Origin of the sequence: Paracoccus sediminicola (genome assembly GCF_027912835.1) — a bacterium.
In the GTDB taxonomy this organism is placed as follows: domain Bacteria; phylum Pseudomonadota; class Alphaproteobacteria; order Rhodobacterales; family Rhodobacteraceae; genus Paracoccus; species Paracoccus sediminicola.
On record NZ_CP115768.1, the window covers coordinates 785,096 to 807,789 of the forward strand.

General features: G+C 63.3%; 27 protein-coding genes, 1 tRNA gene and 1 pseudogene. 20 read left to right on the forward strand and 9 right to left on the reverse strand.

Annotated elements, in window-relative coordinates; all coding sequences use genetic code 11:
• Nucleotides 1-23: 23 nt before the first annotated feature.
• Complete coding sequence (locus tag PAF18_RS03860; RefSeq protein ID WP_271117313.1) at nt 24-653, forward strand: J domain-containing protein; 630 nt, start codon at nt 24-26, stop codon at nt 651-653.
• A 60-nt stretch (nt 654-713) separates the two neighbouring features.
• Here PAF18_RS03860 and PAF18_RS03865 read toward each other — a convergent pair whose 3' ends face one another.
• The 4 genes from PAF18_RS03865 to PAF18_RS03880 form a co-directional block, all read right to left on the reverse strand.
• Nucleotides 714-1,778 (reverse strand): AI-2E family transporter, encoded by a 1,065-nt coding sequence (locus PAF18_RS03865; RefSeq protein WP_271117314.1) that lies wholly within the window; start codon nt 1,776-1,778, stop codon nt 714-716.
• Nucleotides 1,779-1,792: 14 nt separating this feature from the next.
• Entirely contained in the window at nt 1,793-4,444 is a 2,652-nt protein-coding gene (gene gyrA / locus PAF18_RS03870; RefSeq protein WP_434802249.1) for a DNA gyrase subunit A, read from the reverse strand.
• A 190-nt stretch (nt 4,445-4,634) separates the two neighbouring features.
• Nucleotides 4,635-5,117, reverse strand: coding sequence for a disulfide bond formation protein B (locus PAF18_RS03875; protein WP_271117315.1), 483 nt, complete (start codon nt 5,115-5,117; stop codon nt 4,635-4,637).
• Between the two features lie 78 nt (nt 5,118-5,195).
• Nucleotides 5,196-5,792, reverse strand: a complete 597-nt coding sequence (locus tag PAF18_RS03880; RefSeq protein WP_271117316.1) for a DedA family protein — start codon at nt 5,790-5,792, stop codon at nt 5,196-5,198.
• 130 nt (nt 5,793-5,922) lie between these two features.
• Here PAF18_RS03880 and ypfJ point away from each other — a divergent pair, with 130 nt between their 5' ends.
• Nucleotides 5,923-6,756 (forward strand): KPN_02809 family neutral zinc metallopeptidase, encoded by an 834-nt coding sequence (gene ypfJ, locus PAF18_RS03885; RefSeq protein ID WP_271118051.1) that lies wholly within the window; start codon nt 5,923-5,925, stop codon nt 6,754-6,756.
• A 49-nt stretch (nt 6,757-6,805) separates the two neighbouring features.
• Here the strand turns inward: ypfJ and PAF18_RS03890 are convergent, their stop codons facing one another.
• Nucleotides 6,806-6,991, reverse strand: coding sequence for a hypothetical protein (locus tag PAF18_RS03890; RefSeq protein WP_271117317.1), 186 nt, complete (start codon nt 6,989-6,991; stop codon nt 6,806-6,808).
• A gap of 47 nt (nt 6,992-7,038) precedes the next feature.
• Here PAF18_RS03890 and PAF18_RS03895 point away from each other — a divergent pair, with 47 nt between their 5' ends.
• Nucleotides 7,039-7,488, forward strand: a complete 450-nt coding sequence (locus PAF18_RS03895; protein WP_271117318.1) for a type II toxin-antitoxin system RatA family toxin — start codon at nt 7,039-7,041, stop codon at nt 7,486-7,488.
• Between the two features lie 105 nt (nt 7,489-7,593).
• Here the strand turns inward: PAF18_RS03895 and PAF18_RS03900 are convergent.
• Together PAF18_RS03900 and PAF18_RS03905 are read right to left on the reverse strand one after the other, a co-directional pair.
• A tRNA-Asn gene (locus tag PAF18_RS03900) sits at nt 7,594-7,668 on the reverse strand.
• 59 nt (nt 7,669-7,727) lie between these two features.
• On the reverse strand, nt 7,728-8,567 hold the full coding sequence (locus PAF18_RS03905) for an MBL fold metallo-hydrolase (RefSeq protein ID WP_271117319.1): 840 nt from the start codon (nt 8,565-8,567) through the stop codon (nt 7,728-7,730).
• A 61-nt stretch (nt 8,568-8,628) separates the two neighbouring features.
• On the opposite strand from PAF18_RS03905, the gene PAF18_RS03910 reads away from it, so the two are divergent.
• From PAF18_RS03910 to rplP, 15 genes and pseudogenes are all read left to right on the forward strand, one after another.
• A complete protein-coding gene (locus tag PAF18_RS03910; protein ID WP_271117320.1) occupies nt 8,629-9,978 on the forward strand; it encodes an ATP-binding protein in 1,350 nt (449 codons plus the stop codon).
• Nucleotides 9,979-10,320: 342 nt separating this feature from the next.
• On the forward strand, nt 10,321-10,692 hold the full coding sequence (rpsL, locus tag PAF18_RS03915; RefSeq protein WP_022705687.1) for a 30S ribosomal protein S12: 372 nt from the start codon (nt 10,321-10,323) through the stop codon (nt 10,690-10,692).
• Between the two features lie 12 nt (nt 10,693-10,704).
• Entirely contained in the window at nt 10,705-11,175 is a 471-nt protein-coding gene (gene rpsG / locus PAF18_RS03920; protein WP_271117321.1) for a 30S ribosomal protein S7, read from the forward strand.
• Between the two features lie 15 nt (nt 11,176-11,190).
• Nucleotides 11,191-13,314: an elongation factor G gene (fusA, locus tag PAF18_RS03925; RefSeq protein ID WP_271117322.1), complete on the forward strand. Its 2,124-nt coding sequence runs from the start codon at nt 11,191-11,193 to the stop codon at nt 13,312-13,314.
• 83 nt (nt 13,315-13,397) lie between these two features.
• Nucleotides 13,398-14,573: an elongation factor Tu gene (gene tuf / locus PAF18_RS03930; RefSeq protein WP_271116819.1), complete on the forward strand. Its 1,176-nt coding sequence runs from the start codon at nt 13,398-13,400 to the stop codon at nt 14,571-14,573.
• A 248-nt stretch (nt 14,574-14,821) separates the two neighbouring features.
• The gene (locus tag PAF18_RS03935; RefSeq protein WP_271117323.1) at nt 14,822-15,244 is read left to right on the forward strand and encodes an SRA domain-containing endonuclease; all 423 of its coding nucleotides are present in this window, start codon (nt 14,822-14,824) and stop codon (nt 15,242-15,244) included.
• Between the two features lie 228 nt (nt 15,245-15,472).
• Nucleotides 15,473-15,781 (forward strand): 30S ribosomal protein S10, encoded by a 309-nt coding sequence (gene rpsJ / locus PAF18_RS03940; protein ID WP_042247848.1) that lies wholly within the window; start codon nt 15,473-15,475, stop codon nt 15,779-15,781.
• 9 nt (nt 15,782-15,790) lie between these two features.
• Nucleotides 15,791-16,678, forward strand: a complete 888-nt coding sequence (gene rplC / locus PAF18_RS03945) for a 50S ribosomal protein L3 (protein ID WP_271117324.1) — start codon at nt 15,791-15,793, stop codon at nt 16,676-16,678.
• On the forward strand, nt 16,675-17,295 hold the full coding sequence (rplD, locus tag PAF18_RS03950) for a 50S ribosomal protein L4 (RefSeq protein WP_271117325.1): 621 nt from the start codon (nt 16,675-16,677) through the stop codon (nt 17,293-17,295). Before rplC ends, rplD begins: the two co-directional genes overlap by 4 nt.
• A complete protein-coding gene (locus PAF18_RS03955) occupies nt 17,292-17,588 on the forward strand; it encodes a 50S ribosomal protein L23 (protein WP_271114577.1) in 297 nt (98 codons plus the stop codon). The genes rplD and PAF18_RS03955 overlap by 4 nt, the downstream gene beginning before the upstream one ends.
• An 81-nt stretch (nt 17,589-17,669) precedes the next feature.
• Entirely contained in the window at nt 17,670-18,509 is an 840-nt protein-coding gene (gene rplB / locus PAF18_RS03960) for a 50S ribosomal protein L2 (RefSeq protein WP_271117326.1), read from the forward strand.
• 3 nt (nt 18,510-18,512) lie between these two features.
• On the forward strand, nt 18,513-18,791 hold the full coding sequence (gene rpsS / locus PAF18_RS03965) for a 30S ribosomal protein S19 (RefSeq protein WP_076526684.1): 279 nt from the start codon (nt 18,513-18,515) through the stop codon (nt 18,789-18,791).
• A 3-nt stretch (nt 18,792-18,794) separates the two neighbouring features.
• Nucleotides 18,795-19,172, forward strand: a pseudogene (rplV, locus tag PAF18_RS03970) (50S ribosomal protein L22); the annotation flags it as partial.
• 74 nt (nt 19,173-19,246) lie between these two features.
• The gene (rpsC, locus tag PAF18_RS03975) at nt 19,247-19,957 is read left to right on the forward strand and encodes a 30S ribosomal protein S3 (RefSeq protein WP_271117327.1); all 711 of its coding nucleotides are present in this window, start codon (nt 19,247-19,249) and stop codon (nt 19,955-19,957) included.
• Nucleotides 19,958-19,969: 12 nt separating this feature from the next.
• Nucleotides 19,970-20,383 carry a 50S ribosomal protein L16 gene (rplP, locus tag PAF18_RS03980; RefSeq protein ID WP_271117328.1) on the forward strand — a complete coding sequence of 138 codons (414 nt, stop codon included), beginning with the start codon at nt 19,970-19,972 and terminating at the stop codon, nt 20,381-20,383.
• 155 nt (nt 20,384-20,538) lie between these two features.
• Here rplP and PAF18_RS03985 read toward each other — a convergent pair whose 3' ends face one another.
• Nucleotides 20,539-21,759, reverse strand: coding sequence for a Hint domain-containing protein (locus tag PAF18_RS03985; RefSeq protein ID WP_271117329.1), 1,221 nt, complete (start codon nt 21,757-21,759; stop codon nt 20,539-20,541).
• A 124-nt stretch (nt 21,760-21,883) separates the two neighbouring features.
• Nucleotides 21,884-22,144 carry a hypothetical protein gene (locus tag PAF18_RS03990; RefSeq protein ID WP_271117330.1) on the reverse strand — a complete coding sequence of 87 codons (261 nt, stop codon included), beginning with the start codon at nt 22,142-22,144 and terminating at the stop codon, nt 21,884-21,886.
• Nucleotides 22,145-22,178: 34 nt separating this feature from the next.
• On the opposite strand from PAF18_RS03990, the gene rpmC reads away from it, so the two are divergent.
• Both rpmC and rpsQ read left to right on the forward strand, forming a co-directional pair.
• Nucleotides 22,179-22,385, forward strand: a complete 207-nt coding sequence (rpmC, locus tag PAF18_RS03995) for a 50S ribosomal protein L29 (protein ID WP_271106579.1) — start codon at nt 22,179-22,181, stop codon at nt 22,383-22,385.
• A gap of 11 nt (nt 22,386-22,396) precedes the next feature.
• Nucleotides 22,397-22,645 carry a 30S ribosomal protein S17 gene (gene rpsQ, locus PAF18_RS04000; RefSeq protein ID WP_271117331.1) on the forward strand — a complete coding sequence of 83 codons (249 nt, stop codon included), beginning with the start codon at nt 22,397-22,399 and terminating at the stop codon, nt 22,643-22,645.
• The last annotated feature ends 49 nt before the right edge of the window (nt 22,646-22,694 follow it).

The window sequence follows — 22,694 nt, forward strand, 5'->3', positions numbered from 1 at the left end:
CCCGAAAAAGACAAGGCGCGCCCATGAGCAACCAAGACCCATTCGGATTCGATCTTTCGGCCAAATCGGACAAGAAGCGCCGCACCAAGGGCCGCCGCGGCATGACCGGCGCATTCGAGACCTCGACCCGGGTCTGCGACCGCGAGGGCTGCGACGAACGGGGCCAGTATCGCGCCCCGAAATCGCCGCGCGCGCTCGAAGATTATTACTGGTTCTGCAAGGAGCATGTGCGCGAATACAATCTCAACTGGAACTATTTTCAGGGCCAGTCGGAAGAGGAATTCCAGGAGTTTCTGGACAATGCGACGGTCTGGGACCGCCCGACCAAGCCTTTCGGCAAGGCCGCGCAGGAACAGGCCTGGGCGCGGCACGGGGTCAGCGACCCGCTGGAAATCCTCGGCGCGAACGGCACCGACCCGTCGGTGCGCAACACCGGCCCGCGGCGCAAGCTGCCGCCGACCGAACGCCGCGCGCTCGATATTCTCGAAGCCAAGGATGGGTGGAGCAGGACCGAAATCCGAAAGCAATACAAGGCGTTGGTAAAGATTCTTCACCCTGACATGAATGGCGGCGACCGGTCGGACGAGGAACGTCTGGCCGAGGTGGTCTGGGCCTGGGACCAGATCAAGGAAAGCCGCAATTTCCGCGACTGATCCCGCTTCATCCTGATCTAAATATCCTCGGGGGTGCGGGGGCAGACAGCCCCCGCTGCCTTACTCGTCGGTCAGCCCGTCATCCGGATGCCCCTCGCGTGAGAGCATGATCGCGATGGGCCGCAGCCAGGGGATATGGGCGCAGACGATCATCACCGCGACCATGATCGGCACCGCCAGGAACATTCCCGGCAGCCCCCAGATCGCGCCCCAGAAGGCGAGGCTGAGAATGATGCCGAAGCTCGAAAGCCGCAGCGTCTGGCCGAGCAGCATCGGGTCAAGCACATTGCCGATGGCGAATTGCACCGCGGTGCAGGCCGCGCCGACCGCGATGGTGGTGGCAAGATCGGCGCTCAGCACATAGGCCATGACCACGGCAATGATCGTCGCGATCACCGAGCCGATCGAGGGAATGAAATTCAGCGCGAATGTCATCAGCGCGATGGCTCCGGCGAGGGGCAGCCCCGCGGTGGTAAAGATGATCCACAGGCACAGCGCCGTCGCTCCGCTGACCAGTGCCTTGACCACCAGATAGCGGTTCACGCGGCGCATGATCGAACTGATGATCTGGCGCACCCGCGCCGCGGCAACGGGGTCTTCGTCCAGCAGGCTTTCGATCTTCAGCGGGAACCAGACCCGCTCGGCAAACATGAAGCCGACAAAGAGAAAGATCAGGACCGCAGCCGAGATCACGTCCGAGGCCCCTCCTGCCGCAGTGCGCATCCAGCCGGTGACATTGGCGTTGCTGAGCGCGGTTTCGATGGTGCGCTGCGCCTCCGGGCCCATCCATTCCAGCAGGGCGGGCAGGGCGGCCTGCATCTGCTCGGCATAGGAAATCGCCGTGGTCACCACCTCGTTGATCTGGCTCACCACCGTGGCCGAAACCCAGAGCAGCCCGATCCCGATCAGCAGCAGCGCCAGCGTCGTGGCCAGCCAGTTCGGCACACGCTGCCGGGCGATGGCGCTGATCGCATCCGAAGTCAGCGAGAAGATGATGATCGCAATCGCCAGGCAGATCAGCATGAACCGTGCCTGCACGAGCATGAACATCAGGATCGCAAAGGCGATGATGCCCAGAAATCCGGTCTGAAGCCGCTCGCGCAGAAGCTGGTTCTGTCGGTCCAATCTGTTCCCCGTCCTCAGGATTCGATGCTGTCTTCGACCTCATCCTCGCCCTGATCGGCGATGCGTGCAACGGAGACGACGGTTTCGCCATTCGTGGTGTTGAAGACACGCACCCCGCCGGCCGAACGCGAACGGAAGCTGATGCCCTCGACCGGGACGCGGATCGACTGGCCTTTCGAGGTGGCGAGCATGATCTGATCGTCCCCGTCGACCGGGAACGAGGCGACCAGGCTGCCGCCGCGCAGCGCCTTGTCCATCGCCATGACACCCTGACCGCCCCGCCCGCGCAGCGGGTAATCGAAGCTGGAGCTGATCTTGCCCGAGCCTTTCTCGGTGATGGTCAGGATCAGATCCTCCGCCGCCGACATCTCGGCATAGCGTTCCTGGCTGATGCTGCCCTCGGCGACGTTGTCCTCGTCCTCATCGGCTTCGGCACCGTCATCGAGCGCCCCGGCCACGGCGCGGCGCATCTTCAGATAGGCGGCGCGTTCGGCCGGATCGGCTTCGAAATGGCGGATCACCGACATGCTGACGACGCTGTCGCCGGGGGCGAGGCGGATCCCGCGCACACCTGTCGAGGCGCGGCTCTGAAAGACGCGCACATCGGTCGCCGCAAAGCGGATCGCGCGGCCTTTGGCGGTGACCAGCATCACGTCGTCGTCATCGGTGGCCATGCGGACGCCGATCAGGCTGGTGCCCTCGGGCAGCTTCATGGCGATCTTGCCGTTGCGCATGATATTGGTGAAATCGGAGAGCGCGTTGCGCCGCACCTCTCCGCCATCGGTGGCGAAGATCACCTGATAATGATCCCATTCGCTTTCCGGCGCATCCATCGGCAGAAGCGCCGCGATCGAGGTGCCGCCGTCAATGGGCAGGATATTGACCAGAGCCTTGCCGCGCGCGGTGCGTCCGCCCAGAGGCAGGCGCCAGGTCTTGAGCCGATAGACCATGCCGCCGGTGGTAAAGAACAGCAGCTCGGTATGGGTGTTGGCGACGAAGAGCGTGGTGACCACGTCGTCTTCCTTGGTCGCCATCCCCGACAGGCCCTTGCCGCCGCGCTTCTGGGAGCGGAACTCGGCCAGGGCGGTGCGCTTGATATATCCGCCCGAGGTGATGGTCACGACCATGTCCTCGCGCTCGATCAGGTCCTCGTCGTCCATGTCGCCGGCCCAGTCGAGGATCTCGGTGCGGCGCGGCACGGCGAAAAGCTCTTTCACCTCGCGCAGCTCGTCCGAGATGATCCCCATGATCCGCTCGCGGCTGGCGAGGATCGCCAGATAATCGCGGATATCGTCGGCCAGCTTCTGAAGCTCGTCGGTGATTTCCTGCACGCCGAGCTGGGTCAGGCGCTGCAAGCGCAGATCGAGGATCGCGCGGGCCTGGGTTTCCGACAGGTTATAGGTGCCGTCCTCGTTGACCGGATGGCGCGGATCGTCGATCAGCTTGAGATATTCGAGGATCTCATGGGCCGGCCAGCGACGCGCCATCAGCCGCTGCCGCGCCTCGGCGGCGTCGGCGGATGAGCGGATGGTTTCCACCACCTCATCGACATTGGACACCGCCACCGCCAGACCGCAGAGCACATGGCTGCGTTCGCGGGCGCGGCGCAGTTCATAGGCGGTGCGGCGGGCGACGACATCCTCGCGGAAGCTGATGAAATAGGTGAGGAAGTCGCGCAGGGCCAGCTGTTCGGGCTTGCCCCCGTTCAGCGCCAGCATATTCGCCCCGAAGCTGGTCTGCATCGGCGTGAAGCGGAACAGCTGGTTCAGCACCACCTCGGGCGTGGCGTCGCGTTTCAGCTCGATCACGACGCGGACGCCGTGGCGGTCGGATTCGTCCTGCACATGGGCGATGCCCTCGATGCGCTTTTCCTTGGCCAGCTCGGCGATCTTCTCGATCATCGTCGACTTGTTGACCTGATAGGGGATCTCGTCGATCACGATGGCATAACGGTCCCGGCGCGGCTCTTCGATGCGGGTCTTCGCGCGCAGCGGGATCGAGCCGCGCCCCTCGAGATAGGCCTTGCGGATGCCAGAGCGGCCAAGGATCGTGCCGCCGGTCGGGAAGTCGGGGCCCGGCACGATTTCCATCAGCCGCTCGGTCGAAAGATCCGGGTTCTCGATCAGCGCCAGCGTGGCATCGATCACCTCGCCAAGATTATGCGGCGGAATGTTGGTGGCCATGCCGACGGCGATGCCGCCCGCGCCGTTGACCAGCATGTTCGGAAAGCGCGCGGGCAGGACCGAAGGCTCGCGATCCTTGCCGTCGTAATTGTCCTGAAAATCGACCGTGTCCTTGTCGATATCGGCCAGCAGGTAATCGGCGGGCTTGGCCATGCGCACTTCGGTATAGCGCATCGCCGCGGGCGGATCGCCATCCATCGAGCCGAAATTGCCCTGACCATCCAGCAACGGCAGCGACATCGAGAAATCCTGCGCCATCCGCACGAGCGCGTCATAGATCGCGCTGTCGCCATGCGGGTGGTATTTCCCCATCACGTCGCCGACCGGGCGGGCCGATTTGCGATAGGGCTTGTCGTGCGTGTTCCCGGTTTCATGCATCGCGTAAAGGATTCGGCGATGCACCGGCTTCAGCCCGTCACGCAGGTCGGGAATGGCACGGCTGACGATGACCGACATGGCATAATCGAGATAGCTCGACCGCATTTCATCGGTGATGTCGATCTGCGGGCCGTCATGATGGATCACCGGATTGTCGGGTCCAGTGCCGTCATCGCCGCCATTGCCGCTGCCAGCGATGTCCAGATCGTCGTCTTCGGGGGTGTCAGCCACGTGTGCGCCTCTATATCTTGTTGGCGCGCGGTATAGCACCTACGCAGGCTGGTGTGCAATCTTGTCAGAGACGGATCCCGCGCCCGGTTGCCGCGCGCAGCCATATCGCCGTCAGCACCGCCGAGCAGATCGCGTTCCATCCGGCCATGGTCAGGCCAAGGAAATACCATTGCGGCTCGTCGCAGCGGACCACCGGGGCGGATTGCAGCTTGCTCATCAGATCCTGGGTCGACATGGCGGCAAGATCCGAAATCCCGCCCGTGCAGGCGACCGGTCCCTCCCACCAGCCTTGCTCGACCCCGACATGAAAGATCGCAAAGGCGCAGGCCAGCCCGGCGGCCAGCGCCCCCAGCCAGCGCAGCGCCCGCCGGTCCGCCCAGACGATCAGCGCGGCAAGCATCGCTGCGGCCAGATGCGGCCAGCGTTGCAGGATGCAGAGCTCGCAGGGAACATAACCGATGGACTGGAAGCCGAGCGCCGCGATCAGCAGCGCCGCTGAGCCTGCGCCTGCGAGAATGGCGAGCATGCGTGCGGAAAGATCAATCATGCCAGCCGCCTAGCCCGCGCCCACCTGCCGCGCAAATCGCTTTCGCGTGAATACGCCGTGGCGAATCGTCGCTGACGCTCAATGCGGCTTCCAGGTGGCGACGCGCCAGACATAGACCACCACGATCGAGATCACGATCACCTTCGACACCGGGTCGATCACGCCCGAGACACGCTCGAACTGATCCTGAAGGATCAGCCCGGCGACGGTCAGCAGGATCGTCCAGATCGCGCTGCCGATGGTGGTCAGCAGCAGGAACCGGCCGAAGGGCATCGCCGCGATCCCCGCAGGAACCGAGATCAGCGTCCGAATCGCCGGAAGCATCCGGCCGAAGAAGACCGCCGTGCCGCCATGCCGGTTGAACCAGCCGATCGCACCATCGATATCCGACGGCGACATGGTGAAGACCCGGCCCCATCGCGCCGCCCAGCGCTTCAGCCGCGCCGCGCCGAACATCTGCCCGACCAGATACCACAGGCTGGTGCCCAGCACCGAGCCAGCCGTTCCCGCGACGATGGTCAGCGTCAGCCCCAGCCGTCCCTCGCCGACCAGATAGCCCGCCAGCGGCATGATGACCTCTGACGGGATCGGCGGAAACACATTCTCCGCCAGCATGAGCAGAAACACCCCGGGATAACCCCAACCGTCGATCACCGACACGATCCAATCGAACATCACTGTCACCTGTGTTAAACGCGCCCCCTCTCGCCCGGCTTGCGGGAACCGTCAAGCCCGCTTAGGGTTAACCCTTGCAAAATCGCGCCGATTTGCGGGCGCGGACAACGACTTGCAGGAGATAGCAGGGATGCAGTGGCGTGGGCGGCGTGGCAGCCGAAACATCGATGATCGGCGCAGGATGGGCGCGGGCGGCGCGGGGTCGATCGGCCTTGTCGGGATGCTCGTCGTGCTCGGCGTCGGATATTTCTTCGGCGTGGACATCTCGCCTCTGGTGAGCGGCATGTCCGAGAGCCAGAGCTCCGGCGAGCCGCGGGAACTCACCGCCGAGGAGGAAGAGATGGGGCAGTTCGTCTCGGTCATTCTCGCGGAAACCGAGGATGTGTTCGGCGAGGCGCTGGGCGACGGCTACACCGATCCGCAGATGGTGCTGTATTCGGGCGTCACCCAATCGGCCTGCGGCGGTGCCTCGGCGCAGATGGGGCCATTCTACTGCCCGGCGGACCAGAAAGTTTATCTCGACACCGATTTCTTCCAGGTGATGGAACGCCGGATGGGCGCGGGCGGCGATCTGGCTGCGGCCTATGTCATCGCCCATGAGGTCGGCCATCACGCGCAGAACCAGCTTGGCATCCTGCCCAAGGTCACCGCGCAACGCCAGCGGTCGAGCCAGGAGGACAGCAACGCGCTTTCGGTGCTGACCGAGCTTCAGGCGGATTGCTTTGCCGGGGTCTGGGCGAAGGGCTCGGCGCAGGATCTGCGCATCACCCGCGAGGATATCGGCGAGGCGATGGACGCCGCCGCTGCGGTGGGCGACGACGCGCTGATGCAAAGCGCGGGCCGCGCGGTGGTGCCCGACGCCTTCACCCATGGCTCGTCGGCGCAGCGTCAGGACTGGTTCATGCGCGGTTTCGAAAGCGGCAGTTTTCGCAATTGCGACACCTTCTCGCAGGCCGGGCTGTAAGCAACGCTGCGCGGCCGGCGTGGCATGAGGTCGCGCCGGCGCCGCCCGCTCAGCGCGGCATGCGCGCGCCGCGTCCCCGCTCCAGCGTTGCCCAGTCGGGCCAGTAGCCGGATTTTTCCAGCACAACGATGACGATGGCGGCGGCGACGAGGCCGTAGACCAGCTTGACCATCTTCATGCTCGGCGGCTTGCGTGCCCAGCGCGAGGCGCGGAGCAGCCAGATCAGGTTGTTCATATCCGCCCCTTCGGTTATTTCCGGCGAAATCCTCGACGGAGCCCATTTTGCCCCACCGTTCTGAAACGCGCAAACTCCCCTATACCGCGCGCCAGATGTACGATCTGGTGGCCGATGTCGAACGCTATCCCGAATTTCTTCCCTGGAACAGCGCCGCCCGCATCCGGTCCCGCGCCCCGCAGAAGGATGGCAGCGAGGTGATCGAGGCCGATCTGGTGATTTCCTTCAAGGTCTTCCGCGAACGTTTCGGCAGCCGCGTGACTCTGTGGCCCGAAGATCTGAAGATCGACACGGATTATCTCGACGGCCCGTTCCGCTATCTGCATTCCGGCTGGGCGTTCCGCGACCTTCCCGAGGGCGGCTGCGAAGTCGATTTCTTCGTCGATTTCGAATTCCGCAATGCCATCCTCGCCCGGCTGATCGGCGTGGTCTTCGACGAGGCCATGAGCCGCATCGTCCGCGCCTTCGAGACCCGCGCCCGCGCGCTTTACGGTTGAGCGCCCGCACCACGGCAACGCCGCGCGCAACGCTGGCACCCGCACCATGAAAAGACAACAGCCCCGCCGGAGCGAGGCCTTCCGCGATATATTATCAAGAGATTTTGGCTCCGGCGGTAGGGATCGAACCTACGACCAATTGATTAACAGTCAACTGCTCTACCGCTGAGCTACGCCGGAACACGGGGGCGATATAGCAACCGGATTCGGGGGCGTCCAGAGGGTTTGTCGCAAAATTTTCACCGAAGGGAAAATCGTGTTTCGGGTGTGATCGGGGCCGGGGCAATTGTCACGCCAAGCTCGGTCATCGCGATCAGGTGGGACAGCACATTGCGGGCTGCGGCGGGCAGCAATTTCTCGGGCACGTTATAGATGCGGCGGGCCAGAGTGCCGGCATCGGCGGCGCCGTCGCGCAATGCGCCGAGGATCTGGCCGCTGCGGTCCTGGCGATGCGCGCGCAGCTCTGCCACGCGGGCGAGGGGGGCCTCCACCGCGTCGCCATGGGCGGGCAGCAGCCGCGCCGGGCGAAGTGCCTCGATCCGGTCGAGGCTGCGGAAATAATCCAGCAAATCTCCGTCGGGCGGCGAAATCAGCGTCGAGGACCAGCCGAGCACCACATCGCCGCAGAACATCGTGTCGTCCCAGAGAAACGCCATGTGATTGCCCATATGTCCCGGGGTGTGGACAGCGGTCAGCGTCCACTCCGCCGTCTCGATCCGGTCACCATCGCGCAGCAACCGGTCAGGGCAAAAGGCGAGGTCACGCCCTTCGCCGCCACCGGCCGAGGCGGCCAGCGACTGCATCAGAAGCGAGCGTCCTGCGTCGGCGGTGCCGAAGGCCAGCACCGGCGCCCCGGTGGCGCGGGCGAGCGCGGCGGCGCCCTCGGAATGGTCCAGATGGGCGTGGGTGACGATGATATGGGTGATGCGCCCGCCGCCCGCGCGCAGGATCGCCTCGCGATGTTCGGCAATATCGGGGCCGGGGTCGATCACCGCGATGCTGTCCTCTCCCAGAAGGAAGCTGTTCGTGCCGGGGCCGGTCAGCGGCGAGGGGTTGGGCGCGAGAATGGTCTGCAACATCGCGGCGGGTTTCCCTGAACTGTGTCGCGCACTAACCTAGCCACGCAAGACAGGGGGCGCCATGCAATTCGGACCCGATTTCGACTGGCTCAAGAAAGTGATGCCGCGGGGGCTTTATGGCCGGGCGGTGCTGATCCTGCTTCTGCCGGTGCTCACCCTGGTTCTGGTCGTGAGCATCATGTTCCTGCAGCGCCATTTCGAGGATGTGACGCGGCAGATGACCCGCAGCGTGGCGCTCGAGATCGGCTATGTCGTCCGCAGTTTCGAGGCAGAGCAGAATCCCGAACGCTCGCTGCATCAGGCCGCGGCGATCGCGCAGAATTTGCGGATCGGGATGGATGTGCCCGGCCCGCCAGTCTCGGACAGCCGTGTCTTTTACGATGTGTCGGGGCGTATCGTCGCAGACGAGCTGCGCGACCAGCTTCCGCAAGTCGATCATGTGGAGCTTGGCAATCTCGACCGGGTGCGGGTGGGGCTGAACGGGCCGCGCGGGCCCTATACGCTGTCATTCGACCGCGAACGGGTGAGCGCGTCGAACCCGCATCAGCTATTGGTCCTGCTGGGGTTTTCCTCGATCCTGTTGACGGTGATCGCGGGCATATTCCTGCGCAACCAGCTGCGCCCGATCAAGCGGCTGGCTCAGGCGGCGGAGGGGTATGGCAGGGGGCGGCTGGTGCCGTATCGCCCCGGCGGCGCGGCCGAAATCCGCAGCGCGGGGACGGCGTTTCTGGACATGCGCAACCGGCTGGAGCGACTGGCCGAGCAGCGCGGGATGATGCTGACCGGGATCAGCCATGATTTGCGCACGCCGCTGACGCGGTTGCAGCTGTCGCTGTCGATGCTGTCCCCGGATGTCGAGCCCGATGCCGAGGAAATCGCCGCGATGCGCCGCGATGTCGAGGATATGTCCAGCATGGTGAACGCATTTCTCGCATTCGCCCGCGATGCCGCGCAGGACGGGCAGTCCGAGACGCTGCCGCTATTGCCGTTTCTGCGCCGGATCGTCGACGATGCGGCACGCTCGGGGCATAATATCAGCCTGCACGCACCGGCCTCGGCAGCAGAGGATCAGGCCACCTTCCGGCCCGATATGCTGCGCCGCGCCATTGAAAACCTGATCGGCAATGCCGCGCGCTATGGCGAGCAGACCCGGATCGAGCTTGCGCTGACGCCGCGCGCGGTCCGCATCGCCGTCGAGGATGACGGGCCGGGCATCCCCGAGGACCAGATCGAAGAGGCACTGCGCCCGTTCAGCCGGCTCGATCCGGCGCGCTCGCGCAATCGCGGCGAGGGGGCTGGGCTGGGGCTGGCCATCGCCGCCGACACGGCGCGGAATCTGGGCGGGCAGCTGCGGCTCGGGCGCAGCGAGACGCTGGGCGGGCTGCGCGCCGAGATCGCCTTTCCGCGTTAGCGCAGGGACGGGGTTGCGAAGCCCCGCCGCGCTTCCCATCTGAATGGCATCATGGGGCAGATCCTCAGCCCGGTCTGCCCGGCGCCGCTTGTTGACAGCCTTGGCGAATCCGCCTATAGCCCGCCCGTCCCGGAGTGTTCGATTTCCGGGGTCCAGAACCTGATGGTCTCGATGACGGCCCCTTGGCCGCGAAGTCTGACCTGAATTCCGCTGGATAGCCCCGCCGTGCCCTGAAACGGGACCGGATGGGGCTTTGGCTTTTTGCGATTCGCGCAACTGGCCGTCGAGAAGTGGCGCAGCCGGGTGGCTGCGAGTATTGACAGAAGCAAGACGGGGAACCGAATGCCGACGATTCAACAGCTGATCCGCAAGCCGCGGCAGCCGAAAGTGCAGCGATCCAAATCGCAGCACCTCCAGGGATGCCCGCAGAAGCGCGGCGTCTGCACGCGCGTCTATACCACGACGCCGAAGAAACCGAACTCCGCCATGCGGAAGGTCGCTAAGGTGCGCCTGACGAATGGCTTCGAGGTCATCTCTTACATTCCGGGCGAGAAGCACAACCTCCAGGAACACAGCGTCGTGCTGATCCGTGGCGGCCGTGTGAAAGACCTTCCGGGTGTCCGTTACCACATCCTGCGCGGTGTGCTGGATACCCAGGGCGTCAAGGACCGTCGTCAGCGCCGCTCGAAATACGGCGCCAAGCGTCCGAAGTAAGGAGAGAGATCCATGTCACGTCGTCACGCTGCTGAGAAGCGCGAAGTGCTGCCCGACGCCAAGTTCGGCGATCGCGTGCTCACCAAATTCATGAACAACCTGATGGTTGACGGCAAGAAATCGGTCGCCGAGCGCATCGTCTATAACGCGCTCGACCGCGTTCAGACCAAGCTGAAGCGCGAGCCGGTCGAAATCTTCCACGAAGCCCTCGACAATGTGAAGCCTTCGGTCGAAGTGCGCTCGCGCCGCGTCGGCGGTGCCACCTATCAGGTGCCGGTCGAGGTGCGTCCGATCCGCCGCGAGGCTCTGGCCATCCGCTGGCTGATCACCGCGGCCAAGAACCGCAACGAGAACACCATGGAAGAGCGCCTTGCGGGCGAGCTTGCCGACGCCGTCAACGGCCGCGGCACCGCCGTCAAGAAGCGCGAAGACACCCACAAGATGGCCGACGCGAACAAAGCGTTCAGCCATTACCGCTGGTAAACGGAAGGACTTCTTATGCCCCGCGATTATCCGATTCAGCGTTACCGTAACTTCGGCATCATGGCTCACATCGATGCCGGCAAGACGACGACGACTGAACGCATCCTGTTCTACACGGGCAAGTCGCACAAGATCGGGGAAGTCCATGATGGCGCCGCCACCATGGACTGGATGGAGCAAGAGGCCGAGCGCGGCATCACCATCACCTCGGCTGCGACCACGACCTTCTGGCAGCGTCAGGAAGACCCGACCGAAGACGGCACCTCGGACACGAAGTTCCGTTTCAACATCATCGACACCCCCGGCCACGTCGACTTCACCATCGAGGTCGAGCGTTCGCTGGCGGTTCTGGATGGTGCGATCTGCCTTCTGGACGCCAATGCCGGTGTCGAGCCGCAGACCGAAACCGTCTGGCGTCAGGCCGACCGCTACAAGGTTCCGCGCATCGTGTTCGTCAACAAGATGGACAAGATCGGTGCCGACTTCTTCAACTGCGTCAACATGATCAAGGACCGCACCGGCGGCACCCCGTGCCCGATCGCCCTGCCGATCGGCGCCGAGGACAAGCTGGAAGGCATCATCGACCTGATCAAGATGGAAGAATGGACCTGGCGCGGCGAAGATCTGGGCGCGTCCTGGACCCGTCAGCCGATCCGTGACGAGCTGAAGGATCAGGCCGACGAATGGCGTTCGAACATGATCGAGCTTGCCGTCGAGCAGGACGATGACGCCATGGAGCAGTATCTCGAAGGCAACGAGCCCGACGAGGCAAAGCTGCGCGAGCTCATCCGCAAGGGCACGCTGTCGCTGAGCTTCTTCCCGGTCATGGCCGGATCTGCCTTCAAGAACAAGGGTGTGCAGCCGCTTCTTAACGCGGTGATCGACTTCCTGCCGGCGCCGACCGACGTGCCGACGCTGATGGGCTTCTCGCCCGATGACGAGGAAGAAGAGCGCAATATCGCCCGTCCCGCCGAAGACGAAGCGCCCTTCTCGGCGCTGGCGTTCAAGATCATGAACGACCCCTTTGTCGGTTCGCTGACCTTCACCCGGATCTATTCGGGCATCATCAGCAAGGGCGACACGATGCTGAACTCGACCAAAGGCAAGCGCGAGCGTGTCGGTCGGATGATGCTGATGCACTCGAACAACCGTGAAGAGATCGAAAACGCCTATGCCGGCGACATCATCGCGCTGGCGGGTCTGAAGGAAACCACCACGGGCGACACGCTGTCGGATCCGAACAAGCAGGTGGTTCTGGAAACCATGACCTTCCCGGAACCGGTGATCGAGATCGCGGTGGAACCGAAGTCGAAGGCCGACCAGGAAAAGATGGGCCTCGCCCTTCAGCGCCTGGCTGCCGAAGACCCCTCTTTCCGCGTCGAGACCGATCTGGAATCGGGCCAGACCATCATGAAGGGGATGGGCGAACTCCATCTCGACATTCTGGTCGATCGCATGAAGCGCGAATTCAAGGTCGAGGCGAATATCGGTGCGCCGCAGGTGGCCTATCGCGAAACCATCTCGACCGAGGCCGAGATCGACTATACGCACAAGAAACAGTCCGGCGGTACCGGCCAGTTCGCGCGCGTAAAGATGATCATCACCCCGACCGAGCCGGGCGAAGGTTACTCTTTCGAAAGCCGGATCGTCGGTGGTGCGGTGCCGAAGGAATACATTCCCGGCGTCGAGAAAGGCATCAAGTCGGTCATGGATTCCGGCCCGCTGGCCGGCTTCCCGGTCATCGACTTCAAGGTCGCCCTGGTTGACGGTGCGTTCCACGATGTCGACTCGTCGGTGCTGGCCTTCGAAATCGCTGCGCGTGCGGGGATGCGTGAAGGTCTGCGCAAGGCAGGTGCAAAGCTGCTGGAACCGATCATGCGCGTCGAAGTGGTCACCCCGGAGGAGTATACCGGTTCGATCATCGGCGACCTGACCTCGCGTCGGGGCATGGTTCGCGGACAGGACAGCCGCGGCAACGCAAACGTCATCGACGCTTTCGTGCCGCTGGCCAATATGTTCGGCTATATCAACAACCTGCGTTCGATGTCTTCGGGCCGCGCGGTGTTCACGATGCAGTTCGACCATTACGACGCCGTGCCGCAGAACATCTCGGACGAGATCCAGAAGAAATACGCGTAATCAAGGCGGTGCGGGGGAAACCTCGCGCCCTACCACCCCCGTAGGGTGCGCCACGGCGCACCGTCACTCAAAGGAGCTTTGCAATGGCAAAAGCAAAATTCGAACGGAACAAGCCGCACGTCAACATTGGCACGATCGGTCACGTTGACCACGGCAAGACGACGCTGACGGCGGCGATCACGAAGTATTTCGGCGATTTCCGCGCCTATGACCAGATCGACGGCGCGCCCGAGGAAAAGGCCCGCGGGATCACCATCTCGACCGCGCATGTCGAGTATGAGACCGATGACCGCCACTATGCGCATGTGGACTGCCCCGGCCACGCCGACTATGTGAAGAACATGATCACCGGTGCCGCCCAGATGGACGGCGCGATCCTGGTGGTGAACGCGGCTGACGGCCCGATGCCGCAGACGCGCGAACACATCCTGCTGGGCCGCCAGGTCGGCATCCCCTATATCGTGGTGTACCTGAACAAGGTCGACCAGGTCGATGACGAGGAACTGCTGGAGCTGGTCGAGATGGAAGTGCGCGAGCTTCTGTCCTCCTACGAATATCCGGGCGACGACATTCCGATCATCAAGGGCTCGGCTCTGGCCGCTCTGGAAGGCCGCGACCCGGAAATCGGCGAGAACTCGATCCGCGAGCTGATGAAGGCCGTGGACGAATACATCCCGACCCCGGAGCGTGCGGTCGACCAGCCCTTCCTGATGCCGATCGAGGACGTGTTCTCGATCTCGGGCCGCGGCACGGTTGTGACCGGCCGGGTCGAGCGTGGCGCGGTGAATGTGGGCGACGAGCTGGAAATCGTCGGCATCCGCGACACCAAGAAGACCACCTGCACGGGCGTCGAGATGTTCCGCAAGCTCTTGGATCGTGGTGAGGCCGGCGACAATATCGGCGCGCTGCTGCGCGGGATCGAGCGTGACGGCGTCGAGCGCGGTCAGGTTCTGGCCAAGCCGGGCTCGGTGACCCCGCACACGAAGTTCGAGGCCGAGGCCTATATCCTGACCAAGGAAGAGGGTGGCCGCCACACGCCGTTCTTCGCGAATTACCGCCCGCAATTCTACTTCCGCACGACGGATGTGACGGGTTCGGTGACGCTGCCGGAAGGCACCGAGATGGTGATGCCGGGCGACAACCTGAAATTCGAGGTCGAGCTGATCGCTCCGATCGCGATGGAAGAAAAACTGCGCTTCGCCATCCGCGAAGGCGGTCGCACCGTCGGCGCCGGCGTGGTGGCCAAGATCATCGAGTGATGATGGCAGAAACGCCGTAGGGCGGGCCTCAGCCCGCCTTGCCAGAAAGCGAGGCCCGTCCCGAAAGGGGCGGGCTTTTTTGTGGGCGGCGGTTCGAGGGGCGGTGCGCTGAAGCGCAGCCTACGACGGGGCGGCAGTTCGCTGAAGTGGATCTTAGCTCGATCGCACTCTCACAAGATTTCCGGGGTGGCAATATTGCCAAATGGCCTGCAAGATATCTTCGAAAACTAGGAGTAGTTCTAACGACCATGCAAGATAATTTTGGGTTCGTTCCAGGTCAGCAATATAGTCGCCGTCGCGATATTCATCACCGCTTTGGAGGACAAGAACAGGGCGGCATCATAACGCCAAAAAATGCGTCAGTGGTGTTCGTTATAACCGGCGACAGGGGAAGCGAGTTCGGCTATCACGATCGGTTCCGAGCGGATGGAATAATGGAATATTATGGCGAGGGACAGCGCGGCGATATGGAGTTCGTTCGGGGCAACCGTGCAATCCTGGAGCATGAAGCGGCCGGGAAAGCGCTGTTGTTGTTCGAAAAGCGCAGTGGCCAACTGAGGTTTCTAGGTCCAATGCGATATGTTGGGCACAGGATCGAGCGGGCGCAGGATTTGGAGGGGGCGATGCGCAACGCTATCGTCTTTCTGTTGGAGAAAGCTAAGACTGTATAGCCGGGATCATGTTCGGCCAATTGGCTTGGCCCTCTTGACCCTCACCCCCACCTAACGCTATACGCGCGCATCGCATCCGAATCCGCCTGAATCACAAGGATTCGCTTGCATCTGACGGGGCCGCCCCCTATAGGGCGGCTTCGCAGTTTTTATACAGGTCCGATGCTGGCGCCGCGTGGTGTGTCGTCAGCCTCTCGACTGGAACCCTCAAAGCTCCGAGGGATGACGATGCAAAGTCAGAATATCCGCATTCGGCTGAAGGCGTTCGATTACCGCGTGCTGGATGCCAGCACCCAGGAAATCGTGAACACCGCCAAGCGCACGGGTGCCACGGTTCGCGGGCCGATCCCGCTGCCGAACAAGATCGAGAAATTCACCGTCCTGCGCGGCCCGCATATCGACAAGAAGTCGCGCGACCAGTGGGAAATTCGCACTCACAAGCGTCTGCTGGACATCGTCGATCCGACGCCGCAGACGGTTGATGCGCTGATGAAGCTCGACCTCGCCGCTGGCGTGGATGTCGAGATCAAGGTGTAAGGGGGCGTCATGCGTACAGGTGTAATCGCCAAGAAGCTGGGCATGACCCGGCTGTTCATGGAAGACGGCCGCCAGGTTCCGGTGACCGTGCTTCAGCTGGACAATCTGCAGGTGGTCTCGCAGCGCACCGCCGAGCGTGACGGCTATGTCGCCGTGCAACTCGGTGCGGGTGACGCCAAGGCCAAGCGCGTCGCGGCTCCGCTGCGCGGGCATTTCGCGAAGGCCGGTGTTGCGCCCAAGCGCAAGATCGCCGAGTTCCGCGTCTCCGAGGACAATCTGGTCGATGTGGGCGAGGAAATCATCGCCGACCACTATTTCGCCGGCCAGTTCGTCGATGTAGCGGGCACGTCCATCGGTAAGGGTTTTGCCGGTGCGATGAAGCGGCATAACTTTGGCGGTCTGCGTGCCTCTCATGGTGTGTCGATCAGCCACCGCTCGCACGGCTCGACCGGTCAGTGTCAGGACCCGGGCAAGGTGTTCAAGGGCAAGAAGATGGCCGGTCATCTGGGCGCGGTCCGCGTGACCACCCAGAACCTTCAGGTCGTCCAGACCGATACCGACCGTGGCCTGATCATGGTCAAGGGTTCGGTGCCGGGCTCGAAAGGTGGCTGGGTCATCGTCAAGGATGCCGTCAAGAAAGAGCTGCCCGAGAACCTGATCACCCCGGCTGCGACCCGTTCGAAGCTGAAGGAAGCGCAGCGCATCGCCGAGGAGGCCGCCGCACAGGCCGCCGCCGAGGAAGAAGCCGCCCGCGAGGAAGCCGCACGTCTGGCCGCCGAGCAGGAAGAAGCCGCGCTGAAGGAAGCAGAAGCCTCGATCGAAGCCGACAAGGAAGCGGCCGATCCGAACGAGGATCAGGCTGACGATGCCGCTCCGGAAGGGGAGAACAAGGAATGAAACTCGATGTGATCAAGCTGGACTCCGGTAAGGCCGGGTCCATCGAGCTGGCCGACGAGGTCTTCGGGCTGGAGCCGCGTGGCGACATCCTGCAGCGCGTCGTCCGCTGGCAGCGCGCCAAGGCGCAGCAGGGCACCCATTCGGTGCTGGGCCGGTCCGAGGTCAGCTATTCGACCAAGAAGATCTATCGCCAGAAGGGCACCGGCGGCGCACGCCACGGCTCTCGCAAGGCGCCGATCTTCCGCAAGGGCGGTGTCTATAAGGGTCCGACCCCGCGCAGCCATGCGTTTGACCTGCCCAAGAAGGTCCGCGCGCTTGGCCTCAAGCATGCCCTCTCGGCGAAAGCCAATGCGGGCGAGCTGGTCGTGATCGAAGACCTGAACATCGCCGACGCCAAGACCTCTGCCGTCGCCAAGGCCGTCAAGGAAAACGGCTGGAAGCGCGTGCTGGTCATCGACGGTGCCGACGTGAACGAGGGCTTTGCCCGCGCCGCGCGGAACCTGGACGGCGTCGATGTGCTGCCCTCGATGGGCGCCAATGTCTATGACATCCTCAAGCGCGACACGTTGGTGCTGACGCGGGCGGGTGTCGAAGCTCTGGAGGCTCGCCTGAAATGAGCGCGAAAGCTGAACATTACGATGTGATCCGCAAGCCGATCATCACCGAGAAATCGACCATGGCTCAGGAAGCCAATGCGTTCGTTTTCGAAGTGGCGATCGACGCGAACAAGCCGCAGATCAAGGAAGCTGTGGAAACCCTGTTCGACGTCAAGGTCAAAGCGGTGAACACTACCGTGACCAAAGGCAAGACCAAGCGTTTCCGCGGCCGCCCCGGCGTCCGTTCCGACGTGAAGAAAGCCTATGTCACGCTGGAAGAAGGCAATTCGATCGACGTGTCCACCGGACTTTGATCGAGGCGAAGGATCGCGGTCTCCGGTTCGTCCGGGGGCCGCATGAGTTTTTGACGAAACAAAGCAACGGAAGACAGAAAGATGGCACTCAAGTCGTATAAACCGACGACGCCTGGCCAGCGCGGGCTGGTTCTGATCGACCGTTCGGAGCTTTGGAAAGGTCGTCCGGTCAAATCCCTTACCGAAGGTTTGACCAAGAAGGGCGGCCGGAACAACACCGGACGGATCACCATGCGCCGCAAGGGCGGCGGGGCAAAGCGCCTGTATCGCATCGTCGATTTCAAGCGCACCAAGTTCGATGTGTCGGGCGTGGTCGAGCGGATCGAATACGATCCCAACCGCACCGCCTTCATCGCGCTGATCAAATATGACGATGGCGAGCAGGCCTATATCCTGGCCCCGCAGCGTCTGGCCGTGGGCGACAAGGTCGTCGCCGGTGAGCGCGTGGATGTGAAGCCCGGCAATGCGATGCCCTTCTCGGGGATGCCGATCGGCACCATCGTGCATAACGTCGAACTCAAGCCCGGCAAGGGCGGCCAGATCGCGCGTTCGGCGGGCACCTATGCCCAGTTCGTGGGCCGCGATGGCGGTTACGCCCAGATCCGCCTGTCCTCGGGCGAGCTGCGCATGGTCCGCCAGGAATGCATGGCCACCATCGGCGCCGTGTCGAACCCGGATCACTCGAACCAGGATTTCGGCAAGGCCGGCCGCAACCGTCACAAGGGCATCCGCCCGAGCGTGCGCGGTGTCGCCATGAACCCGATCGACCACCCGCATGGTGGTGGTGAGGGCCGGACCTCGGGCGGCCGCACGCCGGTCACACCCTGGGGCAAGGACACCAAGGGCAAGAAGACCCGCACCAACAAGTCGACCGACAAGTATATCCTGCGGTCGCGTCACGCACGCAAGAAGGGGCGCTAATCCATGGCACGTTCTGTTTGGAAAGGGCCTTTTGTCGACGCCTATGTGCTGAAAAAGGCCGAGAAAGCCCGTGAGTCGGGCAAATCGGATGTCATCAAGATCTGGTCGCGCCGTTCGACCATTCTGCCGCAATTCGTCGGCCTGACCTTCGGTGTCTATAACGGGCACAAGCATATCCCGGTGAATGTCTCGGAAGATATGATCGGTCAGAAATTCGGGGAATACTCGCCGACGCGGACCTATTACGGTCACGCGGCCGACAAGAAAGCGAAAAGGAAGTAAGCCATGGGTAAGGAAAAGAATCCGCGCCGCGTGGCGGATAACGAAGCGATGGCCAAGGCGCGCATGGTTCGCGTCAGCCCGCAGAAGCTGAATGTCGTCGCCGGTCTGATCCGCGGCAAGAAGGTGGAAAAGGCTCTTTCGGACCTGACCTTCTCGAAGCGCCGCATCGCGGGCGACGTGAAAAAGCTTCTGCAATCGGCGATCGCCAATGCCGAGAACAACCACAATCTCGACGTCGACAACCTCGTCGTCGCAGAAGCCTGGGTCGGCAAGAACCTGGTGATGAAGCGTGGCCGTCCGCGGGCACGTGGCCGCTATGGCCGCATCATGAAGCCGTTCTCGGAAATCACCATCAAGCTGCGCGAGGTCGATCCGGCCGCTGCCGCGGCTGCGGCGGAAGCCAAGAAAGCTTCCCGCAAGACCGTCAAGGCAGACACCGCAGAGGAGCAAGCGTAATGGGTCAGAAGGTCAACCCCGTCGGGATGCGCCTCCAGGTCAACCGCACCTGGGACAGCCGCTGGTATGCCGATGACAAGGAATATGGCGACCTGCTGCTTGAGGACGTGCATATCCGCGAGTTCATCAAGAAAGAAGCCAAGCAGGCCGGCATCAGCCGCGTCATCATCGAGCGTCCGCACAAGAAGTGCCGCGTGACCATTCACGCCGCGCGTCCGGGCGTCATCATCGGCAAGAAGGGCGCCGATATCGAGCAGCTGCGCAAGAAACTGGCGCAGTTCACCGATAGCGAGCTGCATCTGAACATCGTCGAGGTCCGCAAGCCGGAACTCGATGCTCAGCTGGTCGCGGAATCCATCGCGCAGCAGCTCGAGCGCCGCGTCTCGTTCCGCCGCGCCATGAAGCGCGCGGTGCAGAACGCGATGCGCATGGGTGCTCAGGGCATTCGCGTGAACGTCGCGGGCCGTCTGGGCGGTGCCGAGATCGCGCGGACCGAGTGGTATCGCGAAGGTCGCGTGCCGCTGCACACGCTGCGCGCCGATATCGACTATGCGCTCTCGGAAGCCGAAACCCCGTACGGGATCATCGGTGTGAAGGTGTGGATCTTCAAGGGCGAGATCATGGAGCATGATCCTTCGGCCCGCGAGCGCCGCGCCGCCGAGGCTCAGGAAGGCCCGGCCCCGCGTGGTCCGCGCCGTGACGCCCGCTAAGGAGAAGTAACGATGCTGCAACCGAAACGGACGAAGTTCCGCAAACAGCACAAGGGCCGGATCCACGGCGAGGCCAAGGGCGGCTTCGACATCAATTTCGGCTCTTTCGCGCTGAAGGCCACCGAGCCAGAGCGCGTCACCGCCCGCCAGATCGAAGCGGCCCGCCGCGCGATCACCCGCCACATGAAGCGTCAGGGCCGGGTCTGGATCCGGGTGTTCCCGGACGTGCCGGTGTCCTCGAAGCCGACCGAAGTGCGGATGGGTAAGGGTAAAGGCTCTGTCGACTACTGGGCGGCGCGGGTCCATCCCGGCCGGATCATGTTCGAGATCGACGGCGTGTCCGACAACATCGCCCGCGAGGCGCTGCGTCTCGGCGCGATGAAGCTGCCTGTCCAGACCCGCATCGTCGAGCGTCAGGACTGGTAAGCCTTCGGGCGAAGCCAATTGAGAAGGCCCCGCGGAGCGCTCCGCGGGGCCTTTTTATGTTTGCGCCGGTTCTGGCGATGTCGCTGTGCCGTCGCGGACTGCGCCGGTTCGTCCAACCCGCGCGCAGGGTGGAGGCGCCCCCTAGGCTGGGCCTCTCAGCAGTGTCGCATTGCCGTGCCTCCGGCCTCGGGCCGCGACAGGCTGGCGCTGGGCAGCGCTGCCTCCGACGGCGCGCGCTGCGCTAGGGGAATGCCGTTCTTCCGATGCCGCGCCACAAGCTGCGTGCTGCGCGCGCGCGGCGCAAGCGGGCGGGCAGGGGTCATCTCGATCCCGTCGGAGATGGCGGCGGGCAGCAGCATCTCGATCTCGCGCAGCGCCTCGTCATCCAGCGATTGCTTCGCCTGCGTCCCCAGATAGAGGGATTCCACCAGAAACCCGTTGCCGTCGATGATCTCGTGACCCTCGAACAGGATATGCCAATATTCGATCTCGGCGAGGCTGTCATCGCGCGCGATCCCCGGCAGTCCGGTCAGCCCCTTGGCCGGAACCAGCACCTGCCGCTGGCCGAACATGCGCGCCGCCACAGCCGAATCCAGGAGCAGGCGGTGATGCGGCGAGACATGGAGATCGGGGCCGGCATCCTGATCCAGAGCCTCGCTGCTGATCCGCAGCGGCCGCCATTCGGGATGATCCTTCAGTTGGGACGGGCCGAGCCGCCGCATGCCGATCCAGAGGATCTTCTGCATGCCGTGATCCAGCGTCCAGACCATGTCGCCGCGCCGCAGGCTCTCGACCGGGGCGGTGCCGGAGGCGGTTCTGATCATGGTTCCCCGCGCGATGCAGACCGGCTGGTGGACGCCGTCGCCATAGAGGTTTGGCCGGAAGTAATCTCGGGAGGTTTCGCGGTATTCCCCCAGTGTCAGGCTCGCGATCCGTGTGTCATATTTCGAGATATGGGATTGCAGGTCATAGATTTCGAACCTGCCGAGGTCGAGATAGGTATCCCCGTTGCCGAGCGTGCGCGCCTGGATGTCCAGCTTCAGCTGTGAGCCGTCCTTGAAGGTCAGCACCGAATCCCGATACTCTGCCATGTCGCTGATATTGGCCGAGCTGCCGCGATAATCCGTGCCGGGAACCGATGCGATCTGGACCGTGTCCTGCTGCGCCCCGGTTGTGAATTCCGAAACCTCGATACGCCTGTTGTCGTTGGCGTCGAAGTTATGCGCCTCTGTCGTGTAGCCATAATGGGCGTCATCGGCGTTTCCGCCCGTCATGTGAGGGTCGATATTGAAGGTCATGCCTTCCTGATCCTCACCCCATTCCTGGTCCATCTGGAGATCGAGCCCGATGACGAACTTGTCCGATGTGATCTGCATCTTTGCGTTTCCTTGCGAGTGATATGTTGCGTTCGGCGGGCAGGACTGGTGGGTGGTATGGGCCAAATTACCGGCCACAGGCTGGGCTGCCTACATGAATTTGCAAGCAAATTTAATAACTTAATTAAGATTCGGTTAACGCGGGCGGTCTCCGCGACGGAATTTCTGGCGCCGCGACCTTTTTACGCCGCGCGGGAATGCCCATGTTGCGGCAATGGTGTCGTCTGGCACCGCCGGAGACGGCAAAAGCGTCATCTCCCGGAAAAACCGAAACAATCGCTTGCCCTTCGAAGGCACCGCCTTTATAGAAGCGCATCTCGCGATTCTGGCTTTCCGGAAACGCGCGTTCATCATTAACTCCACCGGAACGAGGGTGACCCGTCATGGGCCCTCCGGTGATGTTGAAAGGAAGAGGCGCAATGAAAGCGCAGGAACTGAAAGACAAGACGCCCGAGCAGCTGAACGAGCAGCTCGTGTCGCTGAAGAAGGAAGCCTTCAATCTTCGCTTCCAGCAGGCCACCGGCCAGCTTGAATCCACCGCCCGGATGCGCGCGGTGCGCCGCGACGTGGCGCGTGTGAAGACCGTTTTGAACCAGAAAGCGGCCGACGCCGCGTCGTCGAAGTAAGGGGAACCGATATGCCCAAACGCATCCTGCAAGGCACCGTGACCTCGGACAAGAACAACCAGACCGTCACCGTTCTGGTCGAGCGTCGCTTCAAGCATCCGCTGCTGCACAAGACCGTGCGGCTGTCGAAGAAATACCGCGCCCATGACGCGGAAAACCAGTTCAAGGTCGGGGATACCGTTCGCATCGTCGAATGCGCCCCGGTCTCGAAAACCAAACGCTGGACGGTGCTGACGGAGGACGCGCAAGCGTCCGCCTGAGTCCGGCATAAATTCGAAACCCTGGGGCGACTTGCATCGTCGTCCCCAA